Raw genomic sequence first — 26,731 nt, 5'->3', positions numbered from 1 at the left:
GCGCTTATCTTGCTTTGCAGCGAGGCGTGGCTTGCGGCCCATTAGCCTTTGACGCGCTAACCTGGTCGGCGGGCGCGGATTTCGGATTGGCTTTGGCAACCGAAGTCGCGCCTACCGATTGTACAGTTGATGAGCGAAGATCAACGACCCGAACGGTGGTGGACTGTTAGCCGCGGTCCCGGACCTGTGCTTGCCACCGCAATTCACGACGGTCACGGCGTTCGTCCCGCCGTCGCCGAGGTTATGGCGTTGTCCAACGCCGACCGGCTGCGCGAGGAAGACCCCTTCACGGGTCAGGCCATCAAGGATGTTCCGACCCACGTCATCGTTCATCGCTCACGCTTCGAATTCGATTTGAATCGAGCTGCCGCGTCCGCCGTCTATTCGACGCCCGAGATGAGCTGGGGGCTACAGGTCTGGCGTTCCGCGCCAGATGAAAAGCTCATCGCTGAATCGCTGTCCATCCACGCCGGTTACTATCAGATGCTTAGTGGCCTTCTGGACAGTATTGCAGAGACGCATGAGCGGTTCGTTCTGATCGATGTCCACAGCTACAACCATCGCCGCGAAGGACCGGAAGGCAGCCCAACGCCGCAAGACGAAGCGCCAGACATCAACATCGGCACTTATTCGATGCCGCGACCTGAATGGGCGTTCCTGCTCAATCCGTTGATGGACGAAATGCGACGGTTCGATTTCAACGGCCGCAGGCTCGATGTTCGCGAGAATGTCGCATTCCAGGGCAAGGGGGAACAGACCCGCTTCGTCCATGATCGTTACCCGGGACAAGGCTGCGCAATCGCACTCGAGTTTAAGAAGTTCTACATGGACGAGTGGACCGGCGAGCCCGATCCGCGCGAGCTCGAGGCGATGCGGAACTTCATCGGGCATTCGGCGCGTTTCGCTGCCGATTTGGTGACGCGATGACGGCAAAGGCTCTGGCCTCTGCGGCGACGGTCCCGGACCATGTGGGAGCCCAGCGCCGGAAAGTAGGAGACAGCGGGCGCCTGCACCTCGATCGCGCGTTGCCGTTCCTTGTAGTGCATCGTCGCCGTCGGGGAGTGCAGCCGGCGGCCAGCATTGCCCGGCGTGTTGCGCTGAACAGTCCTGCATACTTGATCTGGGACGAAGGTCCCGATGATGGTTCCGCGATCGCCTTGCTGGCAAGCTTGGCCGAGGAGCTAGGCAAACCCGGGATGCCCATCCTGATCATGGCTATCAGTGATCAGGACCAGCTGCCGGTAAGCGACGACAGTCCGACGCTGACGCCATTTGTCGCAAGCGTCGCTGGTGGCAGATCCGCGCGTGAAAAACGTGCGCGCGAAGTCCTGATCGATGCGCTTGAGAAGATGGAAATCGACCTCCGTCATCCGACGGTGGTTTCGGAAGCCCTGGATCGCGACCACTGGCTCGTCAGCGCGCTTTCGGATCTGGCGGACGTGACCGACCCGATGCTGATCGGACTCCCGCAAATTCATCGTCGCGATGGAGGCGGCATTTATCCGCAACTGGCTCACGAACTTGCAGTCGCTTGCGGCGATGCGCTGCTTCGGACAGCCTGCGCTTATGTCGACGATGGCAGCGGTAAGGCACCCGCGCATTACCGTTCTCTCGGCAGAAGCGCTTTCCTGAAGGCGGCTCTCAAGGCCGACGAAAAGCTCGACCGGATCGCCGTAAGCTTCGACTTCCTGTTGTCGGTGTCACCGATCAACACGGCTGCTGCGCTCGAACAGTTCGTCGCCGACGGTGAGCAAGTGTCACCGACGTTCCGCTATCGCCCTCTGACCGTCGATCCCGATGCGGTGAAACGCCAGCTCTATCGGCTGGACTTCTCCCGGCTCGAAGATCCCCTGCTTGAACGGATTTTCGGCGACAAGCGGCATGAGATCGACGCGCAGCTGACCATGCTTGCGACACGCAATACGTCCTCATTTCAGCCGGCCAGCATGTTCCTCTACGGAGCCGTCCCGGCGAAATTGCTGAACGATGCTCACCGGATCCTTGAACTCGCTCGGCCGCGACAGGAGCGCGGGGCATCGGTCAGCGCACCGCAAATCGCAGACGCAGCGCAGAATCTGATCGTCTCATACAATCGACCCGATGCCAGCTTCGATGCATCAGTAGAGATACGCGACGACGTTTCGGGACTGATGGTCAGTCGAAATCGCCTGCTCGTCGGCTCGCGGACAACCATGCGCCTGTCGCGCCTAGAAGCCTTGCTTGCCCACGAAGTCTCGACGCACCTTTTGACCTCTGTCAACGGCTCGTACCAAGGCCTCGCGATCTTCCGCAGCGGTCTCGCAAAATACGAGGGCATTCAGGAAGGCTTGGGGGTCTTCGCCGAATGGGCAGTCGGCGGATTGACGGTGAAACGCCTAAGGTTGCTCGCTGCCAGGGTTATCGCAGTCGACGCCATGCAGCGCGGCTCTGACTTTATCGAGACTTATCGCCTACTTCACCGCGAACTGGGCTTCTCGATCGCTGGAGCATTCGGTGTCGCGGCGCGCGTTCACCGCTCGGGAGGCTTGGCGAAGGATGCCATCTACCTTCAAGGCTTCCGCGCGATCGTCGACCACATTGCTTCGGGCGGGCCCTTGACGCCGTTCTGGCTAGGCAAGATCGCCTTGAGCGATGTTCCGGCGATTGAGGAACTCTTGCAGCGGGGTCTCGTTCACGCCCCGACCTTCCTCCCCTCTTATCTCGACGGTTCGGACGCTCGAAGCCGCATCGCGCGGCTGACGTCCGAAATCGGCTTGGACACACTCATGACTATGGAGCCTGCTTGATGCGGATTGCCTTTTTCGTAAACGACATCGCCACCGAATATCCCGGCTACACGACGACGGTCCTTGCCCACCAAGCCGCGGTTCGAGGCCACGAAGTGATGTACATCACGCCGTCCGACTTCATGATGGGAAAAGATGACCAGCTGCGAGCGCACGTGCGTCGAATGCCAACGAAGAAGTGGGTCAGCCGCGAGGCGTTTTTCAAAGCTCTCAAGGAGTCGGTGACCGAGGCCGAGGCTGCCTCGTTGGATGATGTCGACGTGCTCTGGCTACGTTCGGACCCGTCGCTCGATGCCGTCTCAGCACCGTGGCGGGCCGAGGCCGGGATTCTGTTCGGACGCGAGGCGATCAAGCAAGGCACGCTCGTCCTCAACGATCCCACCAGCCTGGGACAGGCGATCAATAAGCTCTATTTCCAGGGCTTTCCGGAAGAAGCGCGAGCAGAAACGATCATCACGCGCGACGAGCGCGACATCAAAGCCTTTGCCAAGGAGTATAAGAACAACATCATCTTGAAGCCTCTTCAGGGATCTGGCGGCTCCGGCGTGTTCAAGCTGGACAAAGAGAGCGCCGGTAACCTCAACCAGATGATCGATGCGATTTCCCGGGATGGCTACATCATCTGCCAAGCTTACATTCCCGCGGCGAAGAAAGGAGATATTCGCCTGTTCCTAATGAATGGCAGGCCGTTGGAGATCGGTGGGAAATATGCGGCGCTTCGCCGCGTCGCCGCCAAGGACGACATCCGCTCCAACATCCATGCCGGCGGCAAGGCGGAGGCCGTTGAGATCGGCAAGACCGAACTTCGCGTTGCCGAGATCATCCGGCCGAAATTGATCGCCGACGGCATGTTCTTGGTCGGAGTGGATATTGTCGGCGACAAGATCCTCGAAGTGAATGTCTTCTCCCCCGGCAATCTAAAAAGCTGCTCGTCGCTTGCCGGCGTCGACTTCTCCGAGACCATCGTGGAGTCAGTGGAGCGCAAGGTTGAAATTGGGAAAGACTATGGTGGGGTATTCGACAACCGCCATCTCGCAATGCTCTGATGCGTTCAGCCAACGTTGAGTTTGGATCGTCCGCAATGGGTCGAAAGCCGACCCAGATGCGCCGAGGCAATCGCAATGCGAAGGGCTAGTGGCTGTCATCAAAAGCGATGACGTTCCGAAACATCACCATACCAACGACACTCCCTTGGTCGTTATCAACGCCAATATGGTTGCTCAGTCGGATTGGCGTTCCGGCGATAATGTCAGCCGCAATTAGCGCACGCGCTTGTCTCTCAGCCTCGTCCATCGCAGCAGCGAAGTCTGGGAAGTCCTGGCCTTCCCGATCATGGAGCCGGCCTGCGGCCTCATGCAGATGAAAGTAGAAATGGGGCACGCTCTTCCGGAACGCAGAAGGTGCAGCCGAAGTTGCTACTGCTGATCGATCATCATTCTCTGCCTCAGCTTCCGTACGTGGTCGGTCGGAGACCCTAGGCGCGGGCTACCCAGTGCAAATGTCCGCCCGAGTCGAAATTAGACCAAAGAGCCAAACGTCCGATTTGGTTCGAAAGCAGACATTGGTGATCAGGTTGAGTCGCGTTTGGGAAAAGGAATAATCTGTTGTCGATCAGCAGTAAGCTCTGCGAGCGCCGCAGCAATCTCGGCTTGTCCGAACGGCTTCGCGAGCCGCGGAAGATTGAGCGCTGCATCGCTAATCCCAGTGTAGCCCGTAATGATCAACACCGGCATCGACGGCCGGTTCTCACGGATCCGCCGCGCGAGTTCTGCTCCGTCCATGCGCGGCATCTTATAATCCGTGACTATAGCGTCGACGTCGAGGTCACCTTTCAGCTTTTCAAGCGCCTCCGGGCCGCTGCTCGCCTCCACGACGTGATGGCCGAGCTCCCGGATCATCTCGGCCGTCGCGAACCGTACCAGGTCTTCATCGTCAACCAAGAGCACGGACAGTTCGCGCGCGGTGGCCGCAGAGGTGCGCGCGACGCTGAGGCCCGCCTTCCCGACACCTTGCGCTGCGACCGGCAAGTAAAGATCCACCCTCGTACCCTCGCCGAGCTGCGACGAAATCGAGAAGCCGCCGCCAAGCTGCGCAGCAAGCCCATGGACCATTGACAAGCCTAGTCCGGTTCCGCGACCGATCTCCTTGGTCGAATAGAAAGGTTCGATGGCGCGCCCGAGCGTCTCGCTGGCCATTCCGCAGCCGTCATCGGCGACGGACAGGCGGACATAATCCCCCGGTGCAAGCACCGGCAAGCCAGTGATTCCAGCCTTCTCCTTGCTTGCGGTAATCGTCAGGCGACCGCCGTCCGGCATGGCGTCCCGCGCGTTCACGCAAAGATTCAGGATCGCGAGCTCGAGCTGATTTGGATCTACGATCGCAAGCGGTAAGTCGGGTTCGGCCTCGATCGAAATCTCGATGGTGGGGCCAATCGAGCTGGCAATCAGGTCGCGCATCCCGATGATCAGGCGCACGATGTCGATCGCATCGGTCTGCAGCGTCTGCCGGCGCGCAAACCCGAGCAGCCGCTGAACAAGCGTCCTCGCCCGATCGGCGGCCTTCAGCGCGTTGCCGAGCAGTCTGGCCGACCGCGGATCCTTGTCTGCATATTGCTTGTGGAGCAGGTCGAGAGCGCCCGTGATCGGCGTCAGCAGATTGTTAAAGTCGTGCGCCACGCCGCCAGTTAACTGGCCCAGCGTCTCCAACTTCTGCACTTCATGCAGCTGGGCCACGGCCGCGGCATGCTCCGCCGTGCGCTCCTCAACACGGCGTTCCAGGTCTTTTGCTAAGTCGTTCAGCTCCACCAGCCGCGCCCGAGCGTCATACTGCCGCCGGCGTCCGCGCAACGCTGCCTGCGCCAGGCTGACCAACGTAGTCGGGTGGAACGGCCGCTCCAGGAAGGTCGCGTTGCCGAGCAGCTCAAGGTAGCGCGCCGCCGCTGGGTTGCGCTCCAGCCCACCGCCGCGACGAGTGAGGAGCACGAACGGAAAGTCCGACCATTCTTCCTGACCCGCAATCCACCCCGACAAAGCATGGAGCGAAGCACCTGCCAGCGCCTCTTCGGTGACGACCGCGAAGCCGGCGCCCGCCTCCAACTCCGCAACGAGCTCGTCGACGTCCGACACAATATCGCTCCGAACGTTGGACTCGCTGATCATTGCCGCGGCAACCATCGCGTCCCGCCCCTGAGGGGCCAGGATCAGTGCGCGTTCGGACACATCGAAACTCATCCGTCAGCGGACTCCAGCAACGTCTCACTGCTGCCGACCAGCTCGGGTACCCCACGCAAGACACCCTGGAAGTTCATCAACGGGTCGCCCAGAGTAATGCCGCGCTTGTCGATACGATATTCGCGTATCGTGTCCTCGTGCGGGCCCGTGCGCTTCTTGATGACCGACATGGCCCTGCGAACGCGTCCCCTCGCCTCGAAGTACCGGAGAAGGATCACCGTGTCGGCGAGATATGTCACGTCAACCGGAGCCTTCATGTCGCCGACGAGCCCGTGCTGCGCGACCGTCAGGAAGGTCGATGCACCCTGGCGGTTCAGATACTGAAGCAACTCATGCATGTGGAGCACGAGTGACTGCTCCTCCGGCATTGCCGCCTGGTAGCCGTTGAGACTGTCGATCACGACGGTCTTCGCGTCCTTTTCTTCGACGCAGCGGCGGACGCGCTCCGACAGCTCACCCGGCGTCAGCTCGGCCGCATCGACCTGCTCAATGAGCAACCTGCCGGTTTCGATCAGGGCTTCGAGATCGAAGCCGAGGCCCTTGGCCCGCTCGAACAATAGCCCGAGTTCCTCGTCGAACACAAACATCGCCGCGCATTCTCCACGCTCGATGGCTGCAACGACGAAGTCGAGAGCGAGCAGCGACTTGCCCGTGCCCGCCGGTCCCAGGATGAGCGTGCTCGACCCGCGCTCGATACCGCCGCCGAGGAGCGCATTGAGCTCGGCGGACTTGCTGATCGTAAGTTCCCGTTCGAATCGCGACCGGTGCTCTGCCGATACGAGCCGCGGGAATACCCGCACGCCGCCGGTCTCGATGACGAAATCGTGATTGCCTCCGCGATAGCGCTGACCGCGATATTTGATGACGCGAAGCCGCCGCCGCTCCGCCCCATATTCCGGCGACAGCTCTTCGAGCCGGATCACGCCGTGAGCGACGCTGTGCATCGTCCGGTCGTTGGCTTCGCTGGATAGATCGTCGAGCATCAGCACCGTTGCGCCGCTCCGCGCGAAATAATGCTTCAGCGCGAGGATCTGCCGGCGATAGCGAAGCGACGATTGCGCGAGCAACCGAATCTCGGACAGGCTGTCGAGAACGACGCGTGTCGGATGGACCTGCTCGAACGCATCGAAGATGCGCTTCGTGGTCTCACCGAGCTCGAGGTCCGATGAATAGAGCAGGCTCTGCTGCTGATCCTCATCGAGCAGGCTCTCCGGCGGAACCAGCTCGAATACGTCGATCCCCTCGAGCGACCAATTGTGCGAGGCCGCACTCGCGCGCAGCTCGTCGCCGGTCTCTGATAAGGTGATGTAAAGCGCCCGCTCGCCCTGCTCCGCGCCCGCCATCAAGAACTGCATGGCGATCGTAGTCTTGCCCGTGCCCGGGCTTCCCTCCAGAAGGAACAGACGTCCGCGGGCGAGCCCTCCCGCAGTGATATCGTCCAATCCCCGTACCCCCAGCTCTGCTTTGCTGCTGGTTTCGGTCAATTCCGTCTCCATTGGTTGGCGTCATTCACTAGCCTAAACCACGGAACAACCATTACGCTCCCAATATAACCGGAGTGCTCGCCAACCATCTAATGTCCGTTTTGGGTGGAAAGCGGACGTTGGTTGGCGTTCACACGCCAGCTGGATTGACTTAGATCGCTACCCCGGGACTCGCCGAAATCGGGTCTCCGGCCCGGTGATGGTTCGCCCCTGAGCCGGACCCTTACTAGCTACGCGAATAGTTGGGGGCGACTATGAAGATAGCGATTATCGGATTCATGTTCTCGGCGGCGACCGCCTTAGCGATGGTAATCGCTAAGTGCCCGCTCTGCCCGCACTAGACGAATTTCAACTGTCGGGAACCCGACACTCGGTGATCCGTTTAGAAGCCGCCATACCTCCTGAAATGGCGTCAGCGGCCCGGATACTCCCGCAGTGTTTCCGGGCCGCTCTCTTTTGGGGCTTTCCTCGCGGTTATTCGCGGTGGAAAGAGTCGCTTTCCGCGACCAACTCCAAGCGGGCCAAGACTTCTGCTTTCTCGTGAAGTTCTTCGCACAGGGCCAACAGTTCAGCCCGGACGAACGGATCGACGGTCCGCCCTGCAAACTCCCAGCAACGATCAGCCTGATCGCGAAGGTGTTGCAGCTCACTTAGCTGCGAGGCGCTGGGCCGATCTCGCATACCCGTCTCTCGTTCACCCAGATCTCAGCTCGGACATCAGCTCGCTTACCCTTTATGCGATCTATGGCTTCCAAGACGTCTAGCGCTTCGACTTCCTCGGTGTGATTCACGACGTTGTCGCGCAAGTAGATGATCCGGAAAGTTTGCATTTCTGAGCCAACCGATGGGATCATGGATTGTGCGGACTTTCGATGCGGCTCATCTCACACGGCGCACGACCGGGAGTTACTGAACCTCCGCAATCGAACGGTTTACAACTTCTAACCGCGCCCGTCTGCGTCCCCGTTGGATTGCGATTCCGCTTCAGATTCAGACGCAAGTCGCTCATACTCAGCTGCCACGCTTAGTAGCTCGTCCTGCAATTCCTTCGGCGCACGCTTCGCGATCTCGCGGAGCCGCTCGGACTGTTCTCGGTAGAATTTCGGCTGCACTATACTCTCGCGCATGAGCTAGAACTAACTAGCGGTCACTCCGGGCGCTTGGTTCCTCAACGTCCGCAATGGGTCGAAAGCAGTCCTTCGCCAACTAGCCGCCTCCTTCATTTCTGAACCGCCATATCGTAAGTGTGAGGCTTCCGGGCGGAGGCGGTTCGTTGAATGACGCAGAGCCATTAACAACGGAGCAGCATCAACCCGAGGGGCAGGTCTTCGTCAGCTACGCAACCGCCGACCGCAAGGCGGCACTTAACGTCTGCAAGACAATGGAGCGGCGTGGCGAGAAGTGCTGGATATCAACGCGCGACGTTCTCCCCGGCGAGAATTACCAGGAAGCAATTGTGCGTGCGCTTCGCGCAAGCCGCGCGATGGTGCTCGTCTTCTCGGAGGCTGCGAACAACAGCGACGAAATAAAGAAGGAGCTGTCGCTCGCTAGCCATTACCGCGTCCCCGTGATCGCCCTTCGGATCGAGGACGTCGAGCCGAGCGACGCGTTTGCCTACGAGCTTTCCACACGACAGTGGATAGACGCTTTCCAGGGCTGGGAGAGGTCTATCGACGCACTCGTCGACCACGTGCGGCGAATAGTCCGCGCGGACGAAACAACGGTCAGGGTCGAGCCCTCCCGTCGTGTACGCCGCTCGTCGTCACTGTCCAGACGTCACCTGCTGCTCGGCACCGCAGTCGCATCTTTGCTGGCCGTGACAGTAGGCGGTTGGTGGCTGCTTCGTGCTCCGCCCCCTGCGCCGCATAGCATGATGGTGCGGCTGACCGGCTTCCAGCGACTATCTCCGGATTTGCCACCGACCATGCCAGAAGCGGTTCGCGACGAGGTCATAGCGGCGTTTGGCGACCAAGGAGTGGTAGGCATCTCGACCTCACCTTCTCCTGCCGGTGGGCCGGAGCCTGCCTACGCCCTCGGTGGGACAATCCAGCGCAACGGAGACCAAATCCGCGTCATCACGAAGCTGATCAACGAGAGGTCCGGCGCGACTCTCTGGTCAAGCAGCGCCGATTATGATGCCAACGAGACGTCGCGCGTGCCGCGCCGCATCGCCGTGGATGCAGGAAGAATGGTGCGGTGCGGCCTGTTCGGAGCCTCGACTTACGCCAAGCCAATGCCCGATGCCGTTCTCTCGGACTATTTGCGCTACTGCCAGAACTCGGGAGTCTTTCCGGCGGATCCGGGCAAGGGACTACAGGCGGCCCGCAGTGTTGTTGCCGCAGCTCCGGACTTCTCTTGGGGCTGGTCGGCTGTCGTCTTGGCTTCCGCGCAAAATCTCTATTCGGCCGATCCGGGACCCCGCCGTGAGGAGGTTCGACACCTCGGGCTTGAGGCCGCGGATAAAGCACTCGCGCTCGACCCCAAAAATAGTGAAGCCGCCTCCCAGAAGAGCCTCCTGATCGACCCGAAAGATTTCGTGGCGCAGGAGACCTTGCTCCGCCGAGCGATTGCGGCGCGTCCGCTCGACTGCGGATGTGAGCATATCAACTACGGGATCATGCTTCAGAACGTCGGCCGATATGCCGAATCTGTCCCTCAATTTCGGCACGCCACTGAAATGCTGGCACTGGATTCCTCGTCGCAGTTTCTCTTAGCCGATACGCTGACGGTCATAGGCAAGACTGCGGACGCGAAGCGGCATTTCATCGCAACGGCAGACCTGGATCCTAACCCAGCGATGGCGGACATCATCGCTGTCACCGAAGCCACGGAAACAGGACAATACGCCGCGGCGATCAAGGCAGTTCAGAATCCGAAGACAGGCATAGCGGACGAAGAGAGAGCGGCGCTGCTCCATGGCTACCAAGCAATGGCGTCAGGTGACGCCACTGCGAAAGCTCGAGCGGCTGCGACGCTTGTCAGGCTTCCCGATGGCCAGAAGGATTATCTGGTGGCGAAACTGCTCGCCGTGCTGGGCAATAGTCACGAGGCGATGAAAATATTCGAAGCGGGCATCGGTACCCGCGCCGACTGGCCCTCGCTGCTCTGGTACCCGAGTATGCGAGCCGTCCTTAGCGAGCCTAATTTCCCGGCACTTACGCAGCGGCTGGGCCTCCTGACTTACTGGCGCTCAAGTCACACCAAGCCCGATGCCTGCACCGCGAAGGCACCGCCTCCATTCTGCCGATTGATCTGACCAGCGCCCTGGCTAGGGTGCGCGCCATAACCGCTAGCAATGGTCTGCAAATGGGTGGAAAGCGGACTTCCGACAGTGACGCGGTGAATCCGCTAGTTGTCACGGAATTGAACGATAAGCTCTGCTAACGACTCAACTACGGTGAGACTCGCCTTTCACCTGACTCGACTAAGTTGCGTGAGCTGGCGGGTCTCACCTTCCCGATTTTAAAGCGCTATAGAGCCGGTCCGAGACTCGCCCCGAATAGCCACGAGGAGGCCGGACGGGACGTGTCTTCGTCTCAGAGGAGTGAAACTGAGAAACTACCCAGCGTCCCCATTGGGTCGAAAGCGGACGTTACGGGCGAGCGCTCCACCAGTCTGGCCACTTCACCTTCTCCGGTGTGCGTGTGGCCTCTAGGATAATCCGCTGCTCTTCGACGGACAGCCGGCGAGATCCTAAACGCTCGAGCGCTGCGTGAACGATCCAAGGATTGAGTTTGTAGCGAGCATTTTCCGAGTGCCTGTTGAGCTTATGGGCCATGCCGAGAGCATCGAGAGCGCAGCCAACGCTGCCGGGGCTCACCGCCCTCCAGACAATCGTAAAGTCAGGAAGGTCACTCACCTGCCGCCTGGTTTGCGCCTCTTCGATCGCCGCCAACGATGCGCGAGCGCTTGCGCTGTCCCCTTCGAGGCCTCGCTTGGTGACGTGCAACAGAAAGGCTTCCGCCGCAGTGACGCGCCGCTCGCGGCCATCCTCGCGAATGACGATCATCTGGCCGAGTAGATGGTCGTAAGGGATATCCCGGCGACGGCCCTTCGGCCGCCCTTTCGGATTGCCGCTCTGCCCCTTTCTGAACCGAGTCGAGGTGGGCGGCCTCCCATAGCCGACCCAATCGTCAGAATTCGCGCGCTCAGTCATGACGACTTGCCTCTGGGCCACCGGAGTTTGTCGGCGTCGATCGTGACACGCTTGATCTCGTCGATCTGCCTCTGCTCCAGGCCGCGGCGCCCTGGTCGGCTCAGACCAGCTTGCGTAGCCCACGTGGCGAGTTTCAGCCTGCTGTCATGTTCGGATGGGCCACTCCATGTCGGATCTGGCACCGCGATACCCAAAAGCAGCATCGCCTCGTCAGCATTGCGAGGGTCGTGCTCCCATCGGAATTTCATGGCCTTTCGGACAGGCGCAGGCGCCTGTTTAGCTAACGCGACCTCGCGCTTTTCAATCATCTTGAGGACTGCGCGAACGGCCATCTTGCTGCCTTTCAGAGCCGCCTGATACGTCCTGAACTCGAGAGCTTCTGTGATACTCATCTCGCGTTCGACACCGTTCTGACTGACCATCAGGTTCTTGTCGAAGATGATGTCGAATGCGGACACGTGCGGCCGACGCTTGCGCGGCCGACCAGCGGGATTGCCGCATTGTCCCTTTTGCCAGCGACCGCTCATGCCCGCTCCAGGACTGCTGTTCCGCCCGTGACCTGTGACCAACGTTCGACAGCAACGTCCACGTAAGCAGGATCGATGTCACAGCCGCGAAACCTGCGACCTGTGCGGTCGGCGGCGATGAGCGTCGTTCCAGATCCGCTGAACATATCGAAAACCAGCTCGCCGCGCTTGGTCACGTCCTGGAGCGCATCGGCAACCAGCGCGATCGGCTTGACGGTCGGGTGCAGCGCCAGGTCCTCTCGGCGACTGCCCGCCATGGAATTCACCGAGGTGTAGTCCCAGACGTTGGTTCGGTTGCGCCCGTGCTTGCCAAGCTCGACGGCGTTGAAGTGAGACGCTGATCCCACTCTGTAGACGAAGACAAGCTCGTGTTTGGATCGGTAAAGCGAGCCCATGCCGGCATTGCTCTTGTTCCAAACGCAGATGTTGAGCAGCTCTCCGTAAACATTGGATGCTGACGCGCTGACGTCGTCCAGGTGGCGCCAGTCCATGCATACGAAATGGACCGCGCCATCGCGGGAGACCTGTGCTGCAGCCCCAAGGGTCTCGGTCAAGAAGTCGCGGAACTCGCTTGTACTCATCTCACCAGAGGCCATCGCAAACTCGCGGTGGCGTCCGGCAGCGTTGGCGTGCCCGTTGATCTTCACGTTGTACGGCGGATCGAGAAATGCAGCGTCGATCCCGGCGTCATTGGCGACGATGCGTCGCAGGAAATCGACATCACGACCGTCACCGCAACCCAAGCGGTGCTCACCCAAGACCCAGATGTCGCCGGGTTTAGTCTGCGGCTCCTCAGGAACTGCCGGGATGATCTCGTCATCAGGGTCATTTGCAGCCTTCAACACGACGTCGATTTCGCCAGAGGCGAAGCCCGTCAGCGAGAGGTCAAAGTCGACATCGAGCGTGCCGATCTCGTCCAGCTCAAGCTTCAGAATCTCGAGATCCCACCCCGCATTCAAGGCGATCTTGTTGTCCGCGAGACGCAGCGCCTTCTTCTGAGCGTCGCTCAGGTCCGACAGTGTGATGGTCGGGACTTCGGAAAAACCGAGTTCTTTCGCGGCTCGCAATCGGCCGTGCCCCGCGATGAGCATTCCGTCTTCATCAATCAGTATTGGATTGGTGAAGCCGAAGGCTCGGATCGATTGCACGAGCTGCTCGATCTGACGTTTGGGATGGGTCCGCGCATTACGCGGGTCCGGCTTGAGCGCAGCAACGGGCCGATACACTACAGCCAATTGGTGCGCGGAGGGGTTTGCCCTCGCTGTGGCTTGGTCCATGTAGGGCGGAACATAATGGCAACTCATCGCCCATCAAAGTGCTCGGATGGCGAGCGCATGCGATATTCTGTGGATAGACGGGGCGCGCTCTTGTGATCGCCGAGTTCTTTGCTCTCACCTGTTATTGCGGAATTGAAGCCCTGAAACAGGCGAAAAACTCCCTGTTTCAGTTAATTGAGGGCCTGTTCTGGCGAATAACAGGGAAGGCACTCCGTCACATAGAGAAACCCTGGAAAATCGGGAGTTACGCTCCAGTTGATCGACGATCGCGAGCCTTCGACGCCTGTTTTCCGCGCCGATTTGGTGGAATTTCCCTGTTATCGCACAAGATAGGGCTTATCGGTCGACTGCACCGCGCACCACTCTCTCGATTCCACGAGAGATCGGCGCAAGAACCTCTGCACCGATCCTCAAGTTCTCTCGTAATTTCCGGCACTTACGTCTCACCAGGCATCACTGTGTGGTGGCAAGAGAGCAATTGGCCCCTGGCGCCGCGCTGTCCTGCAGGGGAAATCTCAAAGGGCCGAATTTCGTGCCACCAGATGGAGGTGCAGACCGGCTCAGCTGAAGCCGAAGTAGCGACGCTGCTCTTCCCAACCGAGAGGCACATCCGCGGCTCTCAGCAGGCGCCGGCCAGTAAGCGTCGGCGGCTGACGACCTTCCATGATGGCAGTGATGATGTCAGGCGCTAGCCAGCTCACCCGAAGAAGCTGCCAGAGATGTCGCTTGCTATAGCTGCATACGAGGGGATCTTGAACTCCGGTAAGGGCAGCGCGCTGCGCTGCGGCTCAAAATCCCGCGTCCTCCGCCGTCAGCAATTGCTGTATCCGGCCGGGTCCAAGATCATTTGGACCGTGGTGTGCCGCGATAAGCGCATCTGCTGGGCGACTGAGCGAAGCTGCATCCGCCCGTGCGGCGAAATAACCGTGCAGACCGTAAGCCCGAAGCGCCACAAGGAACAACACGGCTAACGCGCCGACCGCGTACGCTAACGTCTTGGATCGCCTGTTTGAAGCTCAGTCTCGCACCGTCTGCAATGGGTGGAAAGCGAACTCTCAACCCAAAGGAGGATGCGCCTTGATCAGAACCATGTGAGACTTGCTACATCAACTGACGGTGGCGGGACCGGATCGCTTCAAAGGCGCTTTCAGCGGGGGCGCCAACGGTGCTTTCGGCTCGGGAGCGAATTGTGCTGCCTCATTGAGCCTGAACGGCATGAGCCGTCCGTATTTGGCAAGTTCTGCAAATATCCGAGGATCTCTGCGCAGTGTTTCCCAGCCTCGCTCGATTTCAAGCGGATAAGCCGCATTCATGGGCGGTCGACCTGGCTTCTGCAGAAGCACTATCGCATCGTCTCGACGACCTTCATCGGCGAGGGCCCGCATAATCGCCTGGCGTGCGCCGGACTGGTCACCAATGCAGAGCCTCAGATGGACGGCACCCTCGACCGCTGTCGTCTTGGCGGCGATTGCAAGTGAGACGCCGGCCTCGCTGTCCCGCCCCAGCGCGTGCAAGGCACACGTCCGATATAGATGCATGTAGACGAAAGCGTCCTGATTCACCGACTCTCGGTATCGTTGTATCTCTAAGATTGCCCTGTCCAGAAGGTTCAGGGCACGTTGTGGTTCGCTCATTATCAATGCAAACCGCGCTTCATTTGCTGTCAGGTTGAGCGCGTTGACATCTTCTCCGAGTGGCCAGATGCGTTCGACTGTCGCGTACAGATTTCGAATATCATCCCACCGACCGAGCATCCCAAGCGCTTCGGCAACTCCCGATACCCGGAAGATCAAGTCATAGTCTCGATCTGCATCGAGCTTCTCGGAAAAGGCCGGCAAGATGTCCGCGACGATGTCCTTGTAGAGCCCGGCAGTGCGCAGTGCGTCCAAATATGCATCCGCCGCCACTGCGGAATGGCTCGCGTGCCAACGACCTTGCGCCTCTGAGAGATAAGCTTGCCATTGACGGCCGAGCTTGGGGCCCGCCCACTTTTCCAGATCCGGCCAAATCGCACGATATCGGTCGCTTGCGAGCATGGTGTAGGTCTGAGCAGGCACCAGCAGTTCAGGGACCAAGGCTCGAGCTCCGGTTACATCCCCAATGCTCAGTCGCAGGGCGATCGCCTGATATGCGAGGTCGGAACGAGAGTTGAGTTTCTGACCTCGCCACCCAATGCTCAATAGCTTTTCACTCAGAGCTGAGGCGCGACGTGCATCATTGGCTTCATCGAGCCGGTGCAGAAGATTGAACAGGTCATAATCGTCGAGGAGCGTACGAACTATCTCCGGATCAATCGCAATCGCCCTAAGCATGAAGTCCGCGCCTTCACCGGCTCGCGGTGAATAAGAATAGGCCTCCACAGCAGCTAGCAAGGGCCCGCTGTAGCCCGGCAGCAACCTGACTGCCTCGTCTGCTGCCGCGATAGCATCAGCACTGCGTTCTTCATTTGCTAGCACGCCCGATCGAACCATCTGGACGAAACCACGAAACTTAGTTGGCTCAGGATCCTTCGCGAGGATCGAGTCCAGGATGACCAGACTGCCTTTGTTGTCACCTTCCTTCAGGGCCATTTGAGCCTGAACGGCCTCACTGAAGAGTGCCTGTTCTTTGGCGGTCATCATTTCCGAAGGGGGTGGCAAAAGCGATGCTTGCGCCGGCACGGGCAACGTTCCGAGCCAGATCAACGGAACAAGATGATACTTTAGCGCATGCACGAACTGGCCCTCCCCCAAGCGACCCTATCACAGAAACCTAGGGCCAACGCGCGTGTTGTCCAGCATCGCCCTTCAAGGCCGCAATGGGTGGAAACCGGACATTAGCTTCCGGCCGCTAGCACAGCAGAATGTCCGATGAACCGCATTCGCCGAGCTCAACTTACGATGTTCCCAAATGGCCAGCTTTTCTTTCATGGAGCGCTCCGCTGCTACTTTGTGTGGGGTTGGCTTTGGTTCGAGGCTCCACTTGGAATAGGGGGGCCATCGCGGGGTTGGTAATGACCTATGGGTTCGGGTGGATCTGGATGCGGATGGCAGTGAGACTAGGGCGCGGTGGAGCGTTGCCGTTGTTCTTGCGTAAACCGCCGGCCGGCTCTTCGGTGCCTCGCACATGGCTGGACAGTCCCGCCGGCACTTTCTTTCAGGCGACGATCCTACTTGGTGCGAGTATGGGGCTCGTGTTCTTCGGGTGACGTCTGCTTTGGATCGAAAGCGGACGCTTACTGCTGGAACGAGTGCGCTCTGCCCGGGCCCATTTGGTAGTCGCACCCATTCTTTGTCTACTCCGTCCAAAGCGATGACGGTCCCCGCCTCATTATCGACGTGCTCGACGAGGCCTTCCGCAAACCAGAAAGCTTCGTTCAAGTCATCAAAGTGAACGTTGACGGCGCTATCTTCGCTCGTTGAGCCGATTACAGGCATCCCGATCAGCGAGGACGTCGTCCAGCCCCAGACCTGGCCCTCCTTACCTGCAAGTCCGAGCCTTTGAGTCTCCTCAGTCGGATTGATGCGGACGCGGTCTGCGAAATCGGACATAGTCCAGATTAGCCGATCTTGACGCCCGTAATGCGTTGAAAGCAGACGCAAGCAGCCAATATTTCGAACGTGAATCAGGCGGCTTTGATCGCTGGAGAGGAGAGCAGCTCGCTAAGGCCGATCTTCTGGCGCACATGTCGGGCAGCAGGGAGGTGAACTATGAGTGAGCGGTTCGAGCGGCATCGGCAGCCCTGGCGGCCGGACGAGATCCAGAAGCTGCGCACGCTCGCCGGCAAGGGCATGGCGCTCAAGGCGATCGCGAAGGCCCTCACGCGGAGCGAGGAGTCGGTGAAGGACCGCGCCAAGCTTGATAAGATCAATATCGCAAAGCTTCGCTAGTCCTGCGGTCCGCGTCGTTGCCCAAGCTCAATCTGCGCGAGGATGTTGCCGACCAGCTTCCGGCTGAGCTCGGCGGCGCTCGCCAGGCTTGCAGCCATTTCCTCTGAGTCCGATCGCGCCGCGAAGAGATCGAGTTCGTCGGCCTTCAACAGGAGCTTCCTCGCAAGCGCCAGCAGCCGGTTCACTTGCGCATTGGCGTCGGTGTGGTCGGAGACGAGCCTTAGTCTGGGCGGTCCCGACTGGCGCATTTCCGGCGGATGAGAGGCGCGCGGGTCGCGAGACCACATGATAGCGTCGGCAACATGCCCCGTGATCAGGCCGATGGCATCAATCTCTTCCTGCGTCGGCATGCCGATCGTCCGATGCAGGATCGCGAAGGTTCCGATGATCTTGTCGTCCGCGTTTCGGATGGGCGTCGACCAGCATGACCTGAAGCCGTGCGACAATGCGAGGTCACCATAGTCGCTCCAGACGGGGTCCGTCGCGATGTCGACCGAATAGATCGGCCGGCCAAAATAAGCTGCTGCGCCGCACGAGCCGGAGCGTGGTCCGATCTCGATGCTCTCGCTCGCTCGGCAATAGGAAGGGGGGACGGTTGGAGCGGCTCCGTAAGACAGGCGCTTGCCGTCGGGACTCAGCAGGAGGATGCAGGTAAACACATCGTCCCCGCCCAGCCGCTCGACGGTCCTGAGGTGCCTATTGAGCACCTTCTCGAGGCTGTCCCCCCGCAGGAACTCGGCAGGAAACTCGCTATCGCGGTCCTGTAGCGACTTTCGAAGCGCAGCGGCAAAAGCCATTGGTCTCTCCGAACCCAGCCAGCGACGACCCTTCGGAAGGCGCAGCACTGCGCCCTCTAACGAAGCAGGTATGATTCGGATGCGGCTCTGATCAAATCAGGTTTGACCCTAGTGTCGCAAAGCAAGCAATTTGATTTGAATGAGTTAGCCACTCCGATCCGACTTCAGCTTGCGTACAGGCAGCCGGAGCCAAAGCGGCGACCGGAGGAAGCTTCGATGACGCACCGCGAGTTGGTCGATTATCTGCGTAACACGTCTGCCCGTTGCCGCTTGTACGGCGACAATGCATCCGACGAAGAAGCGGGCCGCACGTTGCTCGAACTGGCTGACGAGATGGAGGCCGCAGTGCTCGTGCTGGAGAATTCGAAGAGCAGCCCCGAACTTTCTGAGCGCTAGGGCGCGTCGCCCAAATCCGGCAATGTTGCCGTCTGGCGCAAAGCTTCACCGAGCGCGAGCGCCGTCGCCATAGCCAGGTTCAATGAGCGCACTGCGGGTCGGATCGGAATGCGTACCCGTGCATCGCAGGCTTCGGCCACCTCGAGAGGTACACCCGCGCTTTCCTTGCCGAAAAGCAGGACATCGTCCGCGTTGAAGCGGAAATCATAAGCCGATTGGCGGCTCTTGGTCGTGAATAGCACTAGCCGTTGCGAACCGATCGTCCGTCTGAACTCCTCGAAGTCGGCATGATGGGCGATTTCGACATGATCGATATAGTCCATGGCTGTCCGGCGCACTCGCCGATCGTCCCACTGGAATCCTAGCGGCTCGATAAGGTCCACGGCAGCGCCCAGACATGCGCCCAGGCGCAGGACGGACCCCACGTTTCCGGCGATTTCGGGTTCGAAGAGCGCAATTCGCATGGTGGCGAACTAACCTAGTCTCGCGCGATCTTGAACGTCCGCAGAAGGTATAAGTAGTCGATCGCCTACGTCTGTATCGAACGCATTCCGCAAAGCGAGTGCCGAACGTCGCATCACATGGCTCGCCGACAAGGCAGGCGGCTATGTCGAGCCGCTTGGCGACACGCTCGGCGCGCAGATCATCGTGCCGGGATGCCGTCGATTCTGCTTTTTGTGTGGAAAGCGTGCCGCCAAAGCGGCGCCCCTCTGATATGACAGGTCCATTACGGCACGATTACCGCTCGCCGCACAGGAGCTGACCTTTGACATCCCCCAATTCCCTCAAGCGCATTCAGGGCAACGTGCTCGCGGTTCAGGAGCGGCGCTTGCTGACCTGGATCTGTTCGCGCCTGCCGGTCTGGACGACGCCCGATCAGTTGACGCTCTTGGCTCTGCTGGCCTCGGTTTGGATCTTCGTCGGCTATGCTGCGAGCAACATTCACCCGGGTTGGCTTTGGCTGTCGGTCGCTGGTTATTGCGTGCACTGGTTCGGCGATTCACTGGACGGAAGCCTAGCGCGATTTCGATCCATCGAACGTCCGAAATATGGCTATTTCGTCGACCATAGCGCCGACTTGATGGGCGCCTTGTTCATCGTCGGCGGCATCGGCGTCAGCCCCTACGTCCGCCTCGACATCGCTCTCATCGCTCTCGTGGGTTACTATCTGTTGGCGGGCTATGCCTTCCTCGCCGCGCGGGTCGTGGGAGAGCTCAAGCTATCCTATGTTGCCGCTGGTCCGACCGAGCTTCGCTTGATCCTGATCGGCCTGACCATCGCAATGTTCGCGTTCGGCCCGTCGGAGGCCGGCATCCTGCCGCTCAATGGATTCGATCTTTTCGTGGGCGCAATCGGTGTTCTGCTGATCGGCGTGTTCGTCACCCAAACCATCGCGATGGTCAGGCGGCTCTCCAGTCAAGGCGAATAAGCGCTCCAGGAGCCGCTTGCGCCCTGAATCAGGTCCATGAAATTCCGCGCTGCCTCGCGATCAGCCTCGTCTTTGAAGACGACGTCGAGGTCGGGAGCCGACCCAAAAGTGTGCAGCAGCGCCCAGAGTGCGAAGCGCTCGCGGCGATCCTTGGTAAGGCCGAGGTCGACCTTCATATGCTCGATGCCGGCGGCGAGTGCTTCCGGCGGTACCGCTGCCAGGTCTGAAATGCCGAAGTAGCGGCGGATCTGATCATCGAAATTCATGCTCGTCGCCTGATGAGAAAAGCCGACATTCGCCCAATCCTGGCAGGCAGGATTGTGCTACAGGTGGCGCGGGACTCGAACACCTTACGTCTCTAAACCCTCGGGTCCCCAACGAACGGCTCGGCATAGCTATTCCGGGCCGTTTGTGTCCGAGACGGTTCTCCCATCACCCCACCAGTAACGGCCACAACACCATGCCGAGGCCGACCATGCTGATCACGAAGACGATGGTGCGGATGACGGGAATGCCGGCGGCATAGAGCGGCAGATAGACGACCCGTGCGCCGAGCCAGATCCAGCCGCCAAGCGCGGTCAGTTCGCTCGTGCGGTTCGCGACAACCACGCCGAGCAAAGCGACGATTGCGATTGGGAAAGTCTCTTCAAAATTTGCCTGTGCGCGCATCGTCCGGCCGGTGATTGGTGAGGCGGGCGGGAGCGCTTCATCGCGCGCGCTCATGTTCCACTTGCGGCCGTATTGAGCGGTTTTGAACCGCGTCGCGGTGAAAATATAGACGACCAGCAGAAGCGCACCGAGCGCAAGGATCCTGATTTCGACGGGCATGTTATCTCCTGTCCCTTACGGCGACGCGCCAATGCGTATCACAAAGGAGGTTCGGTATGGATCGATTCACCGGCGGCTGCTTGTGCGGCGATGTGCGGGTCGTGGCGACTGGCGAGCCCTACCGCGTCGGCCTGTGCCATTGCCTGGATTGCCCAAAGCATACCGGGTCGCTGTTCCATTCGTCCGCGATCTTTCCGGAAGATGCGGTGACCGTCGATGGCGAAACGCGCGAATATTCAGGACGCCATTTCTGTCCACGTTGCGGCTCATCAGTATTCGGGCGCAGCTGCGACGAGGTCGAGATCAGTCTCGGCGCCTTCGACGCGCCCGACCAGTTCGCGCCGACCTATGAGCTATGGACGATCCGGCGCGAGAACTGGCTGCCGTCCTTTCCGCTCAGCCGGCACTATGAACGTGACCGCGAGTCGGGGGGCCGCTCCGAAGGCGGGTGAACGTGGCGGTCGACTTACCTCCGCAACGTCATGACCTTACCGCCAGTCCCCTCGATAGCGCGCTGCATCTGCGTGAGACCGTCATTTTTCGCGTTCCGGTAGCAGGTAGGCTCCGCGAAGGCCGGCGAAGGGCTCGCGCCAGGATCAACCAGGCACAAGAGATAGGACGCATATTCGATGCGGTTTCTCAGACGTTGGTCGCCAGCCGGCGAGTGGAGATCCAAATCGGCATAGGTGACGACCACCTGCGCGGGCGGGTCATCGCTCGAGAACGGGTTCGCGGCAGCCGAAGGCGCCAGCAGGCCGACCGCGAAGCCAAGGACGGCGGTTATCATCACAGTGTTCATGTTGATCTCCTCGTGTCGCTTGCGAGAGCGACCGGGAGCAGCCACGGTGGGCCATTCTCCCGGCCCGAGCCACAAAAGAGACGCGTACGAACGCGTTGATCGGCCGTAGAAAAATGGATGAGCAACCCGACAGGCGGCGCTGGCCGTCACTGCGCCTGGCGGCTGAGTCGGTCAACTGAATTCAGCCTTTCTCCGGCAGGCCGTTGGTGGCTCGGCACTTTAAGAATCCCGGCCGTTGGATTAGCTGAGAGGCAAGGGAGTTAGCCCATGTCCAGTTATGCCGATCGTCTCAAAGCCCTTCGCGAGCAGCTGAAGGCCGACAAGCTCGACGGTTTCGTCGTCCCGCTTACCGACGAACATATGAGCGAATATGTCGGGAGCTACGCACAGCGTCTCGCCTGGCTGACGGGGTTCGAAGGTTCGGCCGGGTCGGCGGTGGTTCTTCCCGAGGAAGCGGCGATTTTCGTCGACGGCCGTTACACGCTTCAAGTCCGCCAGCAGGTCAGCCCGACCGAATGGAGCTACCAGTCGGTGCCGGACACGAGCACGACTGACTGGCTCAGGGAGCATGCTCCCGAGGGCGGCCGCATTGGCTACGATCCGTGGCTGCATACGCGCGACTGGGTGAAGAAGGCGAAGGAAGCGCTCGCCAGCCGCGGCGCGGAACTGGTGCCGGTCGCTCGAAACCCGATCGACGAGATTTGGAAGGATCGGCCGGAAGCCTCAAAGGCGCATCTGGTCGTCCAGCCGGATCAATATGCGGGCAAGTCGGCCGCCGAGAAGCGTACCGAGATCGGTGACTGGCTGCAGAAGCAGCATGCGGATGCCGCGGTGCTGTCGGCGCTCGATTCCATCGCCTGGGCGTTCAACATTCGCGGCGCGGACGTCACGCATACGCCAGTAGCACTCGCCTATGCTGTCGTGCACGCGGACGGCACAGCCGACCTGTTCGTCGCTTCCGAGAAGTTCGGACCGGAGGTGCGCCAGCATCTCGGCAATGGCGTGCGTCTGCATGAGCGCGCCGACTTCGAAGCCGAGCTTGCCGAACTTAAGGGCAAGACGGTTGTCGTCGATCCGGAGCGCGCGGTGGCGGCGATCTTCGAGGCGCTGGAACGCGCCGGCGCCAAGATCCTGCCCATGCGCGATCCGACGATTCTTCCCAAGGCGCTGAAGAACAGTGCAGAGATATCCGGGCAGAAGGCCGCCCAGGAACGCGACGGCGCGGTGATTTCCCGTTTCCTTCACTGGATCGACGACGAGACCCCGAAGGGCGACGTCGACGAGCTGAAGGCGTCGGATCACCTCGAGGCGCTGCGCCGGGAAAATCCCGAGCTGCGCGATCTCTCATTCGACAGCATTTCAGGCGCGGGTCCGAACGGCGCGATTGTCCATTATCGCTCGAGCGAAAAGACCAACCGCAAGCTGGAGCAGGGCAGTCTGTACCTGATCGATTCCGGCGGCCAGTATGTCGACGGCACGACCGACATCACCCGCACCGTGGCCATCGGCGAGCCGACTGCAGAAATGCGCGACCGCTTTACCCGCGTGCTGAAGGGACACATCGCCATCGCCACAGCGGTCTTCCCCAAGGGTACGCGTGGAAGCCAGCTCGATAGCTTCGCTCGCCGGCCGTTGTGGGAGGCGGGTCTCGATTATGCGCACGGCACCGGGCATGGCGTCGGCAGCTTCCTCGCAGTGCACGAGGGGCCGCAGCGCATCTCGCCCGTCGGCAGCTCGCAGAGCGGCGGCGACGAGCCGCTGCAGGCGGGCATGATCATCTCGAACGAGCCCGGCTATTACAAGACTGGCGAATACGGCATCCGCATAGAGAATCTGGTGCTCGTCGTTCCGCGGGAGATCGATGGCGCGGAAAAGGAGATGCTCGGCTTCGAGACGCTAACCTTTGCGCCGATCGACCGCCGCCTCATCGACGCCGAGATGCTGGAGCCCGAAGAGTTGATCTGGCTCAACTGCTACCACGCGCATGTTCTCGCCAAGATTGGGCCGCAGCTTCAGGGAGCGGATCTCGCCTGGTTGCAGCGCGCCTGCGCTCCCATCTCCATCGACTGATGCGGGGCAAGTCGCTCTACGACTTTCCGATTCATCTAGGCCTAGGCGCGCGCGCAATCGAAGAGCCGCAGTTCAGCGGTCCCGAATGGTACGAAAGCTATGTCGAGCGACACGCCAACGACATGGACGAGGGACGGCTCGTCAGCCTTTTCCGGTTCGAAGAGCCGTGGACGAGTTGGGAAATGCACCCACTAGGCGACGAGGTCGTCTGCTGCCTCCAAGGTTCGATGATTCTGCACCAGGAATTGGTGGACGGATCGGCGCGAACCATTGAGCTAAGTCCCGGAGAATATGCGATCAATCCGCCGGGTGCATGGCACACTGCCGACGCCGACGGACCGGTCGTGGCACTCTTCATTACGTCCGGAAAAGACACCACGCATCGTCCCAGATGAGGACTCGCAATCGGGGATTTTCCCAATTGCTTAAGGAGTTATGGTAGCCATGCTGGAAGGCGGCATGTGCGCGGAGGTGCGTAATGGTTGCTTTCAATGTCCAGCGTCTGCGTGAGAAACTGGTTGTTGGCGTCATCGCGATCCTGGTGGGCTTTGCCGTTTACACGGCGCTAGGCCTTGCGTGGACATTCAAGCTGGCAGTCGAGACGCCCCAGAGGCTTTGGCACTACCGCTGAACGCTCGTACGATTTTGCATCACTAACCAAATGGTCACCCGCCATTAATTGCGGGTTTAATCGATTGGCGGTAAAGCGAAATCACGGAGACGAATCGTGATCACCGCACTGCAACTTGTCCTTGGTATCGGCCTTCTGGGTGCCGTCGTCTGGGTGGGAGACCATCTTGCGGGCGGAATCGAAGGCGCCCTAGGCGAGAAGAAGATGAGGGACCGCGACGCCTGAGGCGCCCGGCGGACCTAGTCTGACTTCGGCTTTTCCTCCTGGTCGGCCGCGATCTTGCGCGACTGATCCTTCCGCCGCCTGAGATTTTCACGAAGCGCCGCGGCGAGGCGTTCTTCACGGTCGTTGCTGGTCCGAGCCATCGGATTCGCATGCCTCCTGCGGCCTGTGTCTTCAAGCGGGTTGACAGGGCGCGGGGCACGCCCTCATAGGCGCGCTTCCCTCGAAAAGTGCTGCCGTAGCTCAGTGGTAGAGCGCATCCTTGGTAAGGCTGAGGTCGTGAGTTCAATCCTCACCGGCAGCACCATTCCCTCAGAAGTGTGAACGGGGGTCGCCTTGGGACTATCGATCTCGAGGCGGCCTAATTTCAGCCGTATTGTTCGCGCTGATCGCGATGGTGCTTTTGGTCGTGAATCGGTCTTGGAAGACTATCGCTCAGGACCGTCGCCGCCGCGGTTGAACCGGCTTTCAGAAGCGCGTTTCGCGGTCGGATTGCTTGATGCGTTGGAACAAGCCCGGCAGCTCAACGCCGTCAAAAGGTGTGCAAGCGATCCCGAGGAGCTCGCGCGTGTTATGCATGACGTCCTCGGTCACGCTTCTGAGAGCGGAAGCTCGGTTGGCGATGTGAGCAAGGAGTTCGCTGCTTGACGCCCGCTTCGCCTTCAAGGCCGCCAACAGGCGCCGATTGTCCGTGAGAACTTTCTCAGCTGCGCCGAGGAGGCCGTCGAGAGGATCTGTATCGTTGGCGGGTGGCTGCGCCTGAAGGCGAACAACAGCTTTGATCGACTGGAAGTCCACCCGCTTCAAATGAAGGCTCATGGAGAGAGTTCCCTTTTGCCTACCATCAGGCTTGGGAATCGCCGAAATAGCAAGCGGGTCCGCGGCTACGCTGCGTCAACGCATCTCTGCACCAGCGGATAGACAAGGCGCTGCTCACGCTCCGCCTTGGTCTGCCACTTGTGCATCAATTCGCGCGTTTCGACACGATATTGGGACCAGTTGGTCGCGATCGCATCCAGTGTCCACTTGCTCGTGTGCGCCGTTGCCGTCTGAAGTAGCCGCTGATGCGAGGCTCGCAGCTCGTCGAGTATCGCCTGCTCTCCTGCCGTGACCTTTCCGGAAAGCACGTTGGCAACCCTGTTAATCAAGGGGCCTCGGGTGAGCCGGATGCCAGCAAGCCTCAAGCGGACCGATGTGAGCGCAGTTGCATCAAGCTCGGGGCTGTCGAGGAGCTTGTCCATTTCGCAGAAGCATGACTGCATACTGTCGTGCGCCTGTCGTATCTCCAGCTGGAGCGCAGTGGCTTCGCTGGACTTCAAGTGATCTCTTTTGATTTCGGTAATTTGCACAGGAACGCCCTTCACATCCGGGGATAAAGGACGATTGAACTGGATCGGTTTAACTGCTGACCAAGGATCGTAGTTAGCGCCGCGTTAGTCAGCCACCGCGCTTTCATCAGGACCTAAACTGACGCGCGACTGCTAGCAGCGGGAAGCCGCCATTTGCTTCATCACTGCGCCAGGAAAGTCCGGACAAATTCTGTCGCGGGACGCCTTAGAAACTCCTCGCGCGCTGCGAACTGCTCGATCCGTCCCTGGTGCAATAGAGCAACTCGGTCCGCCAAGGCGAAGGCTTCCTCCTGATCGTGGGTTACGAAGATCGACGTCAGTTCGAGTTCGTCGTGAATCTTTCGAAGAGCGTCGCGAAGTTCGCGGCGAACCTTCGCGTCGAGCGCCCCGAACGGTTCATCCAGCAACAGTATGCGTGGTTTTCGCGCGAGCGCTCTCGCAAGAGCCACGCGCTGGCGCTGGCCGCCAGACAGCTGGCTCGGATAGCGCTTCTCTAAACCCGGCAGTTGCACGAGCTCGAGCAACTCGTTGACGCGCTGAAGGATCGCCTCGCGCTTCGGGCGTTCTGAGCGCTTCATGACCTTGAGGCCGAAAGCAATGTTTTCGGCAACCGTCATATGCCCGAACAGCGCGTAGTTCTGGAACACGAAGCCGATCCCGCGTGAAGACGGCTTGTCCTTGGTTACATCCTTCTTCCCGAAGCGGACATGACCCGTTTCAGCGATTTCCAGGCCCGCGAGGATGCGAAGCAGCGTGGTCTTCCCGGATCCCGAGGGACCAAGCAGCGCGACGAACTCGCCGTCACGGATCGTCAACGAGACGTCCTCGAGGGCGGGATATGCGGAAAAGCTCTTGGAAACTCGAGATACCTCGATGAACAT

29 protein-coding genes and 1 tRNA gene are annotated in these 26,731 nt (G+C 60.3%); 13 read left to right on the top strand and 17 right to left on the bottom strand.

From position 1 onward, the window contains the following. Positions 1-129 precede the first annotated feature (129 nt). The 3 genes from AC4GYV_RS00415 to AC4GYV_RS00405 all read left to right on the top strand — a co-directional run bounded on the left by AC4GYV_RS00415 (position 130) and on the right by AC4GYV_RS00405 (position 3,832). Positions 130-927 (top strand): N-formylglutamate amidohydrolase, encoded by a 798-nt coding sequence (locus tag AC4GYV_RS00415; protein ID WP_491098681.1) that lies wholly within the window; start codon positions 130-132, stop codon positions 925-927. A gap of 134 nt (positions 928-1,061) precedes the next feature. Then, positions 1,062-2,786: a peptidase MATCAP family protein gene (locus AC4GYV_RS00410; protein WP_491098680.1), complete on the top strand. Its 1,725-nt coding sequence runs from the start codon at positions 1,062-1,064 to the stop codon at positions 2,784-2,786. Further along, positions 2,786-3,832 (top strand): glutathione synthetase, encoded by a 1,047-nt coding sequence (locus AC4GYV_RS00405; RefSeq protein ID WP_491098679.1) that lies wholly within the window; start codon positions 2,786-2,788, stop codon positions 3,830-3,832. The genes AC4GYV_RS00410 and AC4GYV_RS00405 overlap by 1 nt, the downstream gene beginning before the upstream one ends. An 85-nt stretch (positions 3,833-3,917) precedes the next feature. Here AC4GYV_RS00405 and AC4GYV_RS00400 read toward each other — a convergent pair whose 3' ends face one another. From AC4GYV_RS00400 to AC4GYV_RS00390, 3 genes are all read right to left on the bottom strand, one after another. Further along, positions 3,918-4,166 (bottom strand): DUF6894 family protein, encoded by a 249-nt coding sequence (locus tag AC4GYV_RS00400; protein ID WP_491098678.1) that lies wholly within the window; start codon positions 4,164-4,166, stop codon positions 3,918-3,920. A gap of 188 nt (positions 4,167-4,354) precedes the next feature. Then, positions 4,355-6,016: an ATP-binding protein gene (locus AC4GYV_RS00395; protein ID WP_491098677.1), complete on the bottom strand. Its 1,662-nt coding sequence runs from the start codon at positions 6,014-6,016 to the stop codon at positions 4,355-4,357. After that, positions 6,013-7,512 (bottom strand): ATPase domain-containing protein, encoded by a 1,500-nt coding sequence (locus AC4GYV_RS00390; protein WP_491098676.1) that lies wholly within the window; start codon positions 7,510-7,512, stop codon positions 6,013-6,015. Before AC4GYV_RS00390 ends, AC4GYV_RS00395 begins: the two co-directional genes overlap by 4 nt. Before the next feature lie 1,261 nt (positions 7,513-8,773). Here AC4GYV_RS00390 and AC4GYV_RS00385 point away from each other — a divergent pair. Next, positions 8,774-10,756 carry a TIR domain-containing protein gene (locus AC4GYV_RS00385; RefSeq protein WP_491098675.1) on the top strand — a complete coding sequence of 661 codons (1,983 nt, stop codon included), beginning with the start codon at positions 8,774-8,776 and terminating at the stop codon, positions 10,754-10,756. 336 nt (positions 10,757-11,092) lie between these two features. Here the strand turns inward: AC4GYV_RS00385 and AC4GYV_RS00380 are convergent, their stop codons facing one another. The 5 genes from AC4GYV_RS00380 to AC4GYV_RS00360 form a co-directional block, all read right to left on the bottom strand. Then, complete coding sequence (locus tag AC4GYV_RS00380; protein WP_491098674.1) at positions 11,093-11,656, bottom strand: DUF5681 domain-containing protein; 564 nt, start codon at positions 11,654-11,656, stop codon at positions 11,093-11,095. Then, complete coding sequence (locus AC4GYV_RS00375; protein ID WP_491098673.1) at positions 11,653-12,183, bottom strand: DUF5681 domain-containing protein; 531 nt, start codon at positions 12,181-12,183, stop codon at positions 11,653-11,655. Before AC4GYV_RS00375 ends, AC4GYV_RS00380 begins: the two co-directional genes overlap by 4 nt. After that, the gene (locus AC4GYV_RS00370) at positions 12,180-13,409 is read right to left on the bottom strand and encodes a site-specific DNA-methyltransferase (protein WP_491098672.1); all 1,230 of its coding nucleotides are present in this window, start codon (positions 13,407-13,409) and stop codon (positions 12,180-12,182) included. Before AC4GYV_RS00370 ends, AC4GYV_RS00375 begins: the two co-directional genes overlap by 4 nt. A 611-nt stretch (positions 13,410-14,020) precedes the next feature. Beyond that, on the bottom strand, positions 14,021-14,161 hold the full coding sequence (locus tag AC4GYV_RS00365; RefSeq protein WP_491098671.1) for a hypothetical protein: 141 nt from the start codon (positions 14,159-14,161) through the stop codon (positions 14,021-14,023). Positions 14,162-14,566: 405 nt separating this feature from the next. After that, positions 14,567-16,081 carry a tetratricopeptide repeat protein gene (locus AC4GYV_RS00360; RefSeq protein ID WP_491098670.1) on the bottom strand — a complete coding sequence of 505 codons (1,515 nt, stop codon included), beginning with the start codon at positions 16,079-16,081 and terminating at the stop codon, positions 14,567-14,569. A 1,068-nt stretch (positions 16,082-17,149) separates the two neighbouring features. On the opposite strand from AC4GYV_RS00360, the gene AC4GYV_RS00355 reads away from it, so the two are divergent. After that, on the top strand, positions 17,150-17,329 hold the full coding sequence (locus AC4GYV_RS00355; protein WP_491098669.1) for a hypothetical protein: 180 nt from the start codon (positions 17,150-17,152) through the stop codon (positions 17,327-17,329). On the opposite strand, the gene AC4GYV_RS00350 is transcribed toward AC4GYV_RS00355, so the two are convergent. Then, positions 17,326-18,126: a GAF domain-containing protein gene (locus tag AC4GYV_RS00350; RefSeq protein ID WP_491098668.1), complete on the bottom strand. Its 801-nt coding sequence runs from the start codon at positions 18,124-18,126 to the stop codon at positions 17,326-17,328. The two genes, AC4GYV_RS00355 and AC4GYV_RS00350, sit on opposite strands and share 4 nt — an antisense overlap. Positions 18,127-18,342: 216 nt before the next feature. On the opposite strand from AC4GYV_RS00350, the gene AC4GYV_RS00345 reads away from it, so the two are divergent. Further along, complete coding sequence (locus AC4GYV_RS00345) at positions 18,343-18,522, top strand: hypothetical protein (RefSeq protein WP_491098667.1); 180 nt, start codon at positions 18,343-18,345, stop codon at positions 18,520-18,522. On the opposite strand, the gene AC4GYV_RS00340 is transcribed toward AC4GYV_RS00345, so the two are convergent. Next, positions 18,519-18,986, bottom strand: a complete 468-nt coding sequence (locus AC4GYV_RS00340; RefSeq protein WP_491098666.1) for a tRNA (cytidine(34)-2'-O)-methyltransferase — start codon at positions 18,984-18,986, stop codon at positions 18,519-18,521. The two genes, AC4GYV_RS00345 and AC4GYV_RS00340, sit on opposite strands and share 4 nt — an antisense overlap. Before the next feature lie 302 nt (positions 18,987-19,288). Here AC4GYV_RS00340 and AC4GYV_RS00335 point away from each other — a divergent pair, with 302 nt between their 5' ends. Further along, entirely contained in the window at positions 19,289-19,951 is a 663-nt protein-coding gene (locus AC4GYV_RS00335) for a CDP-alcohol phosphatidyltransferase family protein (protein ID WP_491098665.1), read from the top strand. Here AC4GYV_RS00335 and AC4GYV_RS00330 read toward each other — a convergent pair. Together AC4GYV_RS00330 and AC4GYV_RS00325 are read right to left on the bottom strand one after the other, a co-directional pair. Beyond that, positions 19,939-20,217, bottom strand: a complete 279-nt coding sequence (locus tag AC4GYV_RS00330; protein ID WP_491098664.1) for a hypothetical protein — start codon at positions 20,215-20,217, stop codon at positions 19,939-19,941. The genes AC4GYV_RS00335 and AC4GYV_RS00330 overlap by 13 nt on opposite strands. A 166-nt stretch (positions 20,218-20,383) precedes the next feature. Continuing rightward, positions 20,384-20,779 carry an MAPEG family protein gene (locus tag AC4GYV_RS00325; RefSeq protein ID WP_491098663.1) on the bottom strand — a complete coding sequence of 132 codons (396 nt, stop codon included), beginning with the start codon at positions 20,777-20,779 and terminating at the stop codon, positions 20,384-20,386. Between the two features lie 56 nt (positions 20,780-20,835). On the opposite strand from AC4GYV_RS00325, the gene AC4GYV_RS00320 reads away from it, so the two are divergent. After that, positions 20,836-21,231 (top strand): GFA family protein, encoded by a 396-nt coding sequence (locus AC4GYV_RS00320; protein ID WP_491098662.1) that lies wholly within the window; start codon positions 20,836-20,838, stop codon positions 21,229-21,231. Between the two features lie 14 nt (positions 21,232-21,245). Here AC4GYV_RS00320 and AC4GYV_RS00315 read toward each other — a convergent pair whose 3' ends face one another. After that, positions 21,246-21,578 carry a UrcA family protein gene (locus AC4GYV_RS00315; RefSeq protein WP_491098661.1) on the bottom strand — a complete coding sequence of 111 codons (333 nt, stop codon included), beginning with the start codon at positions 21,576-21,578 and terminating at the stop codon, positions 21,246-21,248. Between the two features lie 267 nt (positions 21,579-21,845). On the opposite strand from AC4GYV_RS00315, the gene AC4GYV_RS00310 reads away from it, so the two are divergent. From AC4GYV_RS00310 to AC4GYV_RS00295, 4 genes are all read left to right on the top strand, one after another. Continuing rightward, on the top strand, positions 21,846-23,648 hold the full coding sequence (locus AC4GYV_RS00310; RefSeq protein ID WP_491098660.1) for an aminopeptidase P family protein: 1,803 nt from the start codon (positions 21,846-21,848) through the stop codon (positions 23,646-23,648). Then, complete coding sequence (locus tag AC4GYV_RS00305; protein WP_491098659.1) at positions 23,648-24,043, top strand: cupin domain-containing protein; 396 nt, start codon at positions 23,648-23,650, stop codon at positions 24,041-24,043. Before AC4GYV_RS00310 ends, AC4GYV_RS00305 begins: the two co-directional genes overlap by 1 nt. Positions 24,044-24,126: 83 nt before the next feature. Continuing rightward, positions 24,127-24,279 carry a hypothetical protein gene (locus tag AC4GYV_RS00300; protein WP_491098658.1) on the top strand — a complete coding sequence of 51 codons (153 nt, stop codon included), beginning with the start codon at positions 24,127-24,129 and terminating at the stop codon, positions 24,277-24,279. 96 nt (positions 24,280-24,375) lie between these two features. Then, on the top strand, positions 24,376-24,504 hold the full coding sequence (locus AC4GYV_RS00295; protein ID WP_491098657.1) for a hypothetical protein: 129 nt from the start codon (positions 24,376-24,378) through the stop codon (positions 24,502-24,504). 14 nt (positions 24,505-24,518) lie between these two features. Here AC4GYV_RS00295 and AC4GYV_RS00290 read toward each other — a convergent pair whose 3' ends face one another. Beyond that, complete coding sequence (locus AC4GYV_RS00290; protein ID WP_491098656.1) at positions 24,519-24,644, bottom strand: hypothetical protein; 126 nt, start codon at positions 24,642-24,644, stop codon at positions 24,519-24,521. Between the two features lie 89 nt (positions 24,645-24,733). Between AC4GYV_RS00290 and AC4GYV_RS00285 the strand changes: the two genes are divergently transcribed. Further along, a tRNA-Thr gene (locus tag AC4GYV_RS00285) sits at positions 24,734-24,808 on the top strand. Between the two features lie 161 nt (positions 24,809-24,969). Here AC4GYV_RS00285 and AC4GYV_RS00280 read toward each other — a convergent pair. The 3 genes from AC4GYV_RS00280 to AC4GYV_RS00270 form a co-directional block, all read right to left on the bottom strand. Then, positions 24,970-25,320: a hypothetical protein gene (locus AC4GYV_RS00280; RefSeq protein WP_491098655.1), complete on the bottom strand. Its 351-nt coding sequence runs from the start codon at positions 25,318-25,320 to the stop codon at positions 24,970-24,972. A gap of 65 nt (positions 25,321-25,385) precedes the next feature. Further along, positions 25,386-25,742, bottom strand: a complete 357-nt coding sequence (locus AC4GYV_RS00275; protein ID WP_491098654.1) for a hypothetical protein — start codon at positions 25,740-25,742, stop codon at positions 25,386-25,388. Between the two features lie 269 nt (positions 25,743-26,011). Further along, entirely contained in the window at positions 26,012-26,731 is a 720-nt protein-coding gene (locus tag AC4GYV_RS00270) for a sulfate/molybdate ABC transporter ATP-binding protein (RefSeq protein ID WP_491098653.1), read from the bottom strand.

The organism is Sphingomonas sp. SP4, from assembly GCF_058313375.1.
This window is presented reverse-complemented; position numbering and strand designations above follow the sequence as displayed.

Excerpts from the sequence above, each read along its gene's own strand:
- AC4GYV_RS00380 (WP_491098674.1), bottom strand. The coding sequence starts at position 11,656 with ATGACTGAGCGCGCGAATTCTGACGATTGGGTCGGCTATGGGAGGCCG.
- AC4GYV_RS00350 (WP_491098668.1), bottom strand. The coding sequence starts at position 18,126 with ATGGCTTTTGCCGCTGCGCTTCGAAAGTCGCTACAGGACCGCGATAGC.
- AC4GYV_RS00375 (WP_491098673.1), bottom strand. The coding sequence starts at position 12,183 with ATGAGCGGTCGCTGGCAAAAGGGACAATGCGGCAATCCCGCTGGTCGG.
- AC4GYV_RS00275 (WP_491098654.1), bottom strand. The coding sequence starts at position 25,742 with ATGGACAAGCTCCTCGACAGCCCCGAGCTTGATGCAACTGCGCTCACA.
- AC4GYV_RS00395 (WP_491098677.1), bottom strand. The coding sequence starts at position 6,016 with ATGAGTTTCGATGTGTCCGAACGCGCACTGATCCTGGCCCCTCAGGGG.
- AC4GYV_RS00345 (WP_491098667.1), top strand. The coding sequence starts at position 18,343 with ATGACGCACCGCGAGTTGGTCGATTATCTGCGTAACACGTCTGCCCGT.
- AC4GYV_RS00315 (WP_491098661.1), bottom strand. The coding sequence starts at position 21,578 with ATGAACACTGTGATGATAACCGCCGTCCTTGGCTTCGCGGTCGGCCTG.
- AC4GYV_RS00290 (WP_491098656.1), bottom strand. The coding sequence starts at position 24,644 with ATGGCTCGGACCAGCAACGACCGTGAAGAACGCCTCGCCGCGGCGCTT.
- AC4GYV_RS00300 (WP_491098658.1), top strand. The coding sequence starts at position 24,127 with ATGGTTGCTTTCAATGTCCAGCGTCTGCGTGAGAAACTGGTTGTTGGC.
- AC4GYV_RS00320 (WP_491098662.1), top strand. The coding sequence starts at position 20,836 with ATGGATCGATTCACCGGCGGCTGCTTGTGCGGCGATGTGCGGGTCGTG.
- AC4GYV_RS00310 (WP_491098660.1), top strand. The coding sequence starts at position 21,846 with ATGTCCAGTTATGCCGATCGTCTCAAAGCCCTTCGCGAGCAGCTGAAG.
- AC4GYV_RS00325 (WP_491098663.1), bottom strand. The coding sequence starts at position 20,779 with ATGCCCGTCGAAATCAGGATCCTTGCGCTCGGTGCGCTTCTGCTGGTC.
- AC4GYV_RS00330 (WP_491098664.1), bottom strand. The coding sequence starts at position 20,217 with ATGAATTTCGATGATCAGATCCGCCGCTACTTCGGCATTTCAGACCTG.
- AC4GYV_RS00340 (WP_491098666.1), bottom strand. The coding sequence starts at position 18,986 with ATGCGAATTGCGCTCTTCGAACCCGAAATCGCCGGAAACGTGGGGTCC.
- AC4GYV_RS00305 (WP_491098659.1), top strand. The coding sequence starts at position 23,648 with ATGCGGGGCAAGTCGCTCTACGACTTTCCGATTCATCTAGGCCTAGGC.
- AC4GYV_RS00390 (WP_491098676.1), bottom strand. The coding sequence starts at position 7,512 with ATGGAGACGGAATTGACCGAAACCAGCAGCAAAGCAGAGCTGGGGGTA.
- AC4GYV_RS00405 (WP_491098679.1), top strand. The coding sequence starts at position 2,786 with ATGCGGATTGCCTTTTTCGTAAACGACATCGCCACCGAATATCCCGGC.
- AC4GYV_RS00360 (WP_491098670.1), bottom strand. The coding sequence starts at position 16,081 with ATGATGACCGCCAAAGAACAGGCACTCTTCAGTGAGGCCGTTCAGGCT.
- AC4GYV_RS00270 (WP_491098653.1), bottom strand. The coding sequence starts at position 26,731 with ATGTTCATCGAGGTATCTCGAGTTTCCAAGAGCTTTTCCGCATATCCC.
- AC4GYV_RS00355 (WP_491098669.1), top strand. The coding sequence starts at position 17,150 with ATGAGTGAGCGGTTCGAGCGGCATCGGCAGCCCTGGCGGCCGGACGAG.
- AC4GYV_RS00415 (WP_491098681.1), top strand. The coding sequence starts at position 130 with ATGAGCGAAGATCAACGACCCGAACGGTGGTGGACTGTTAGCCGCGGT.
- AC4GYV_RS00280 (WP_491098655.1), bottom strand. The coding sequence starts at position 25,320 with ATGAGCCTTCATTTGAAGCGGGTGGACTTCCAGTCGATCAAAGCTGTT.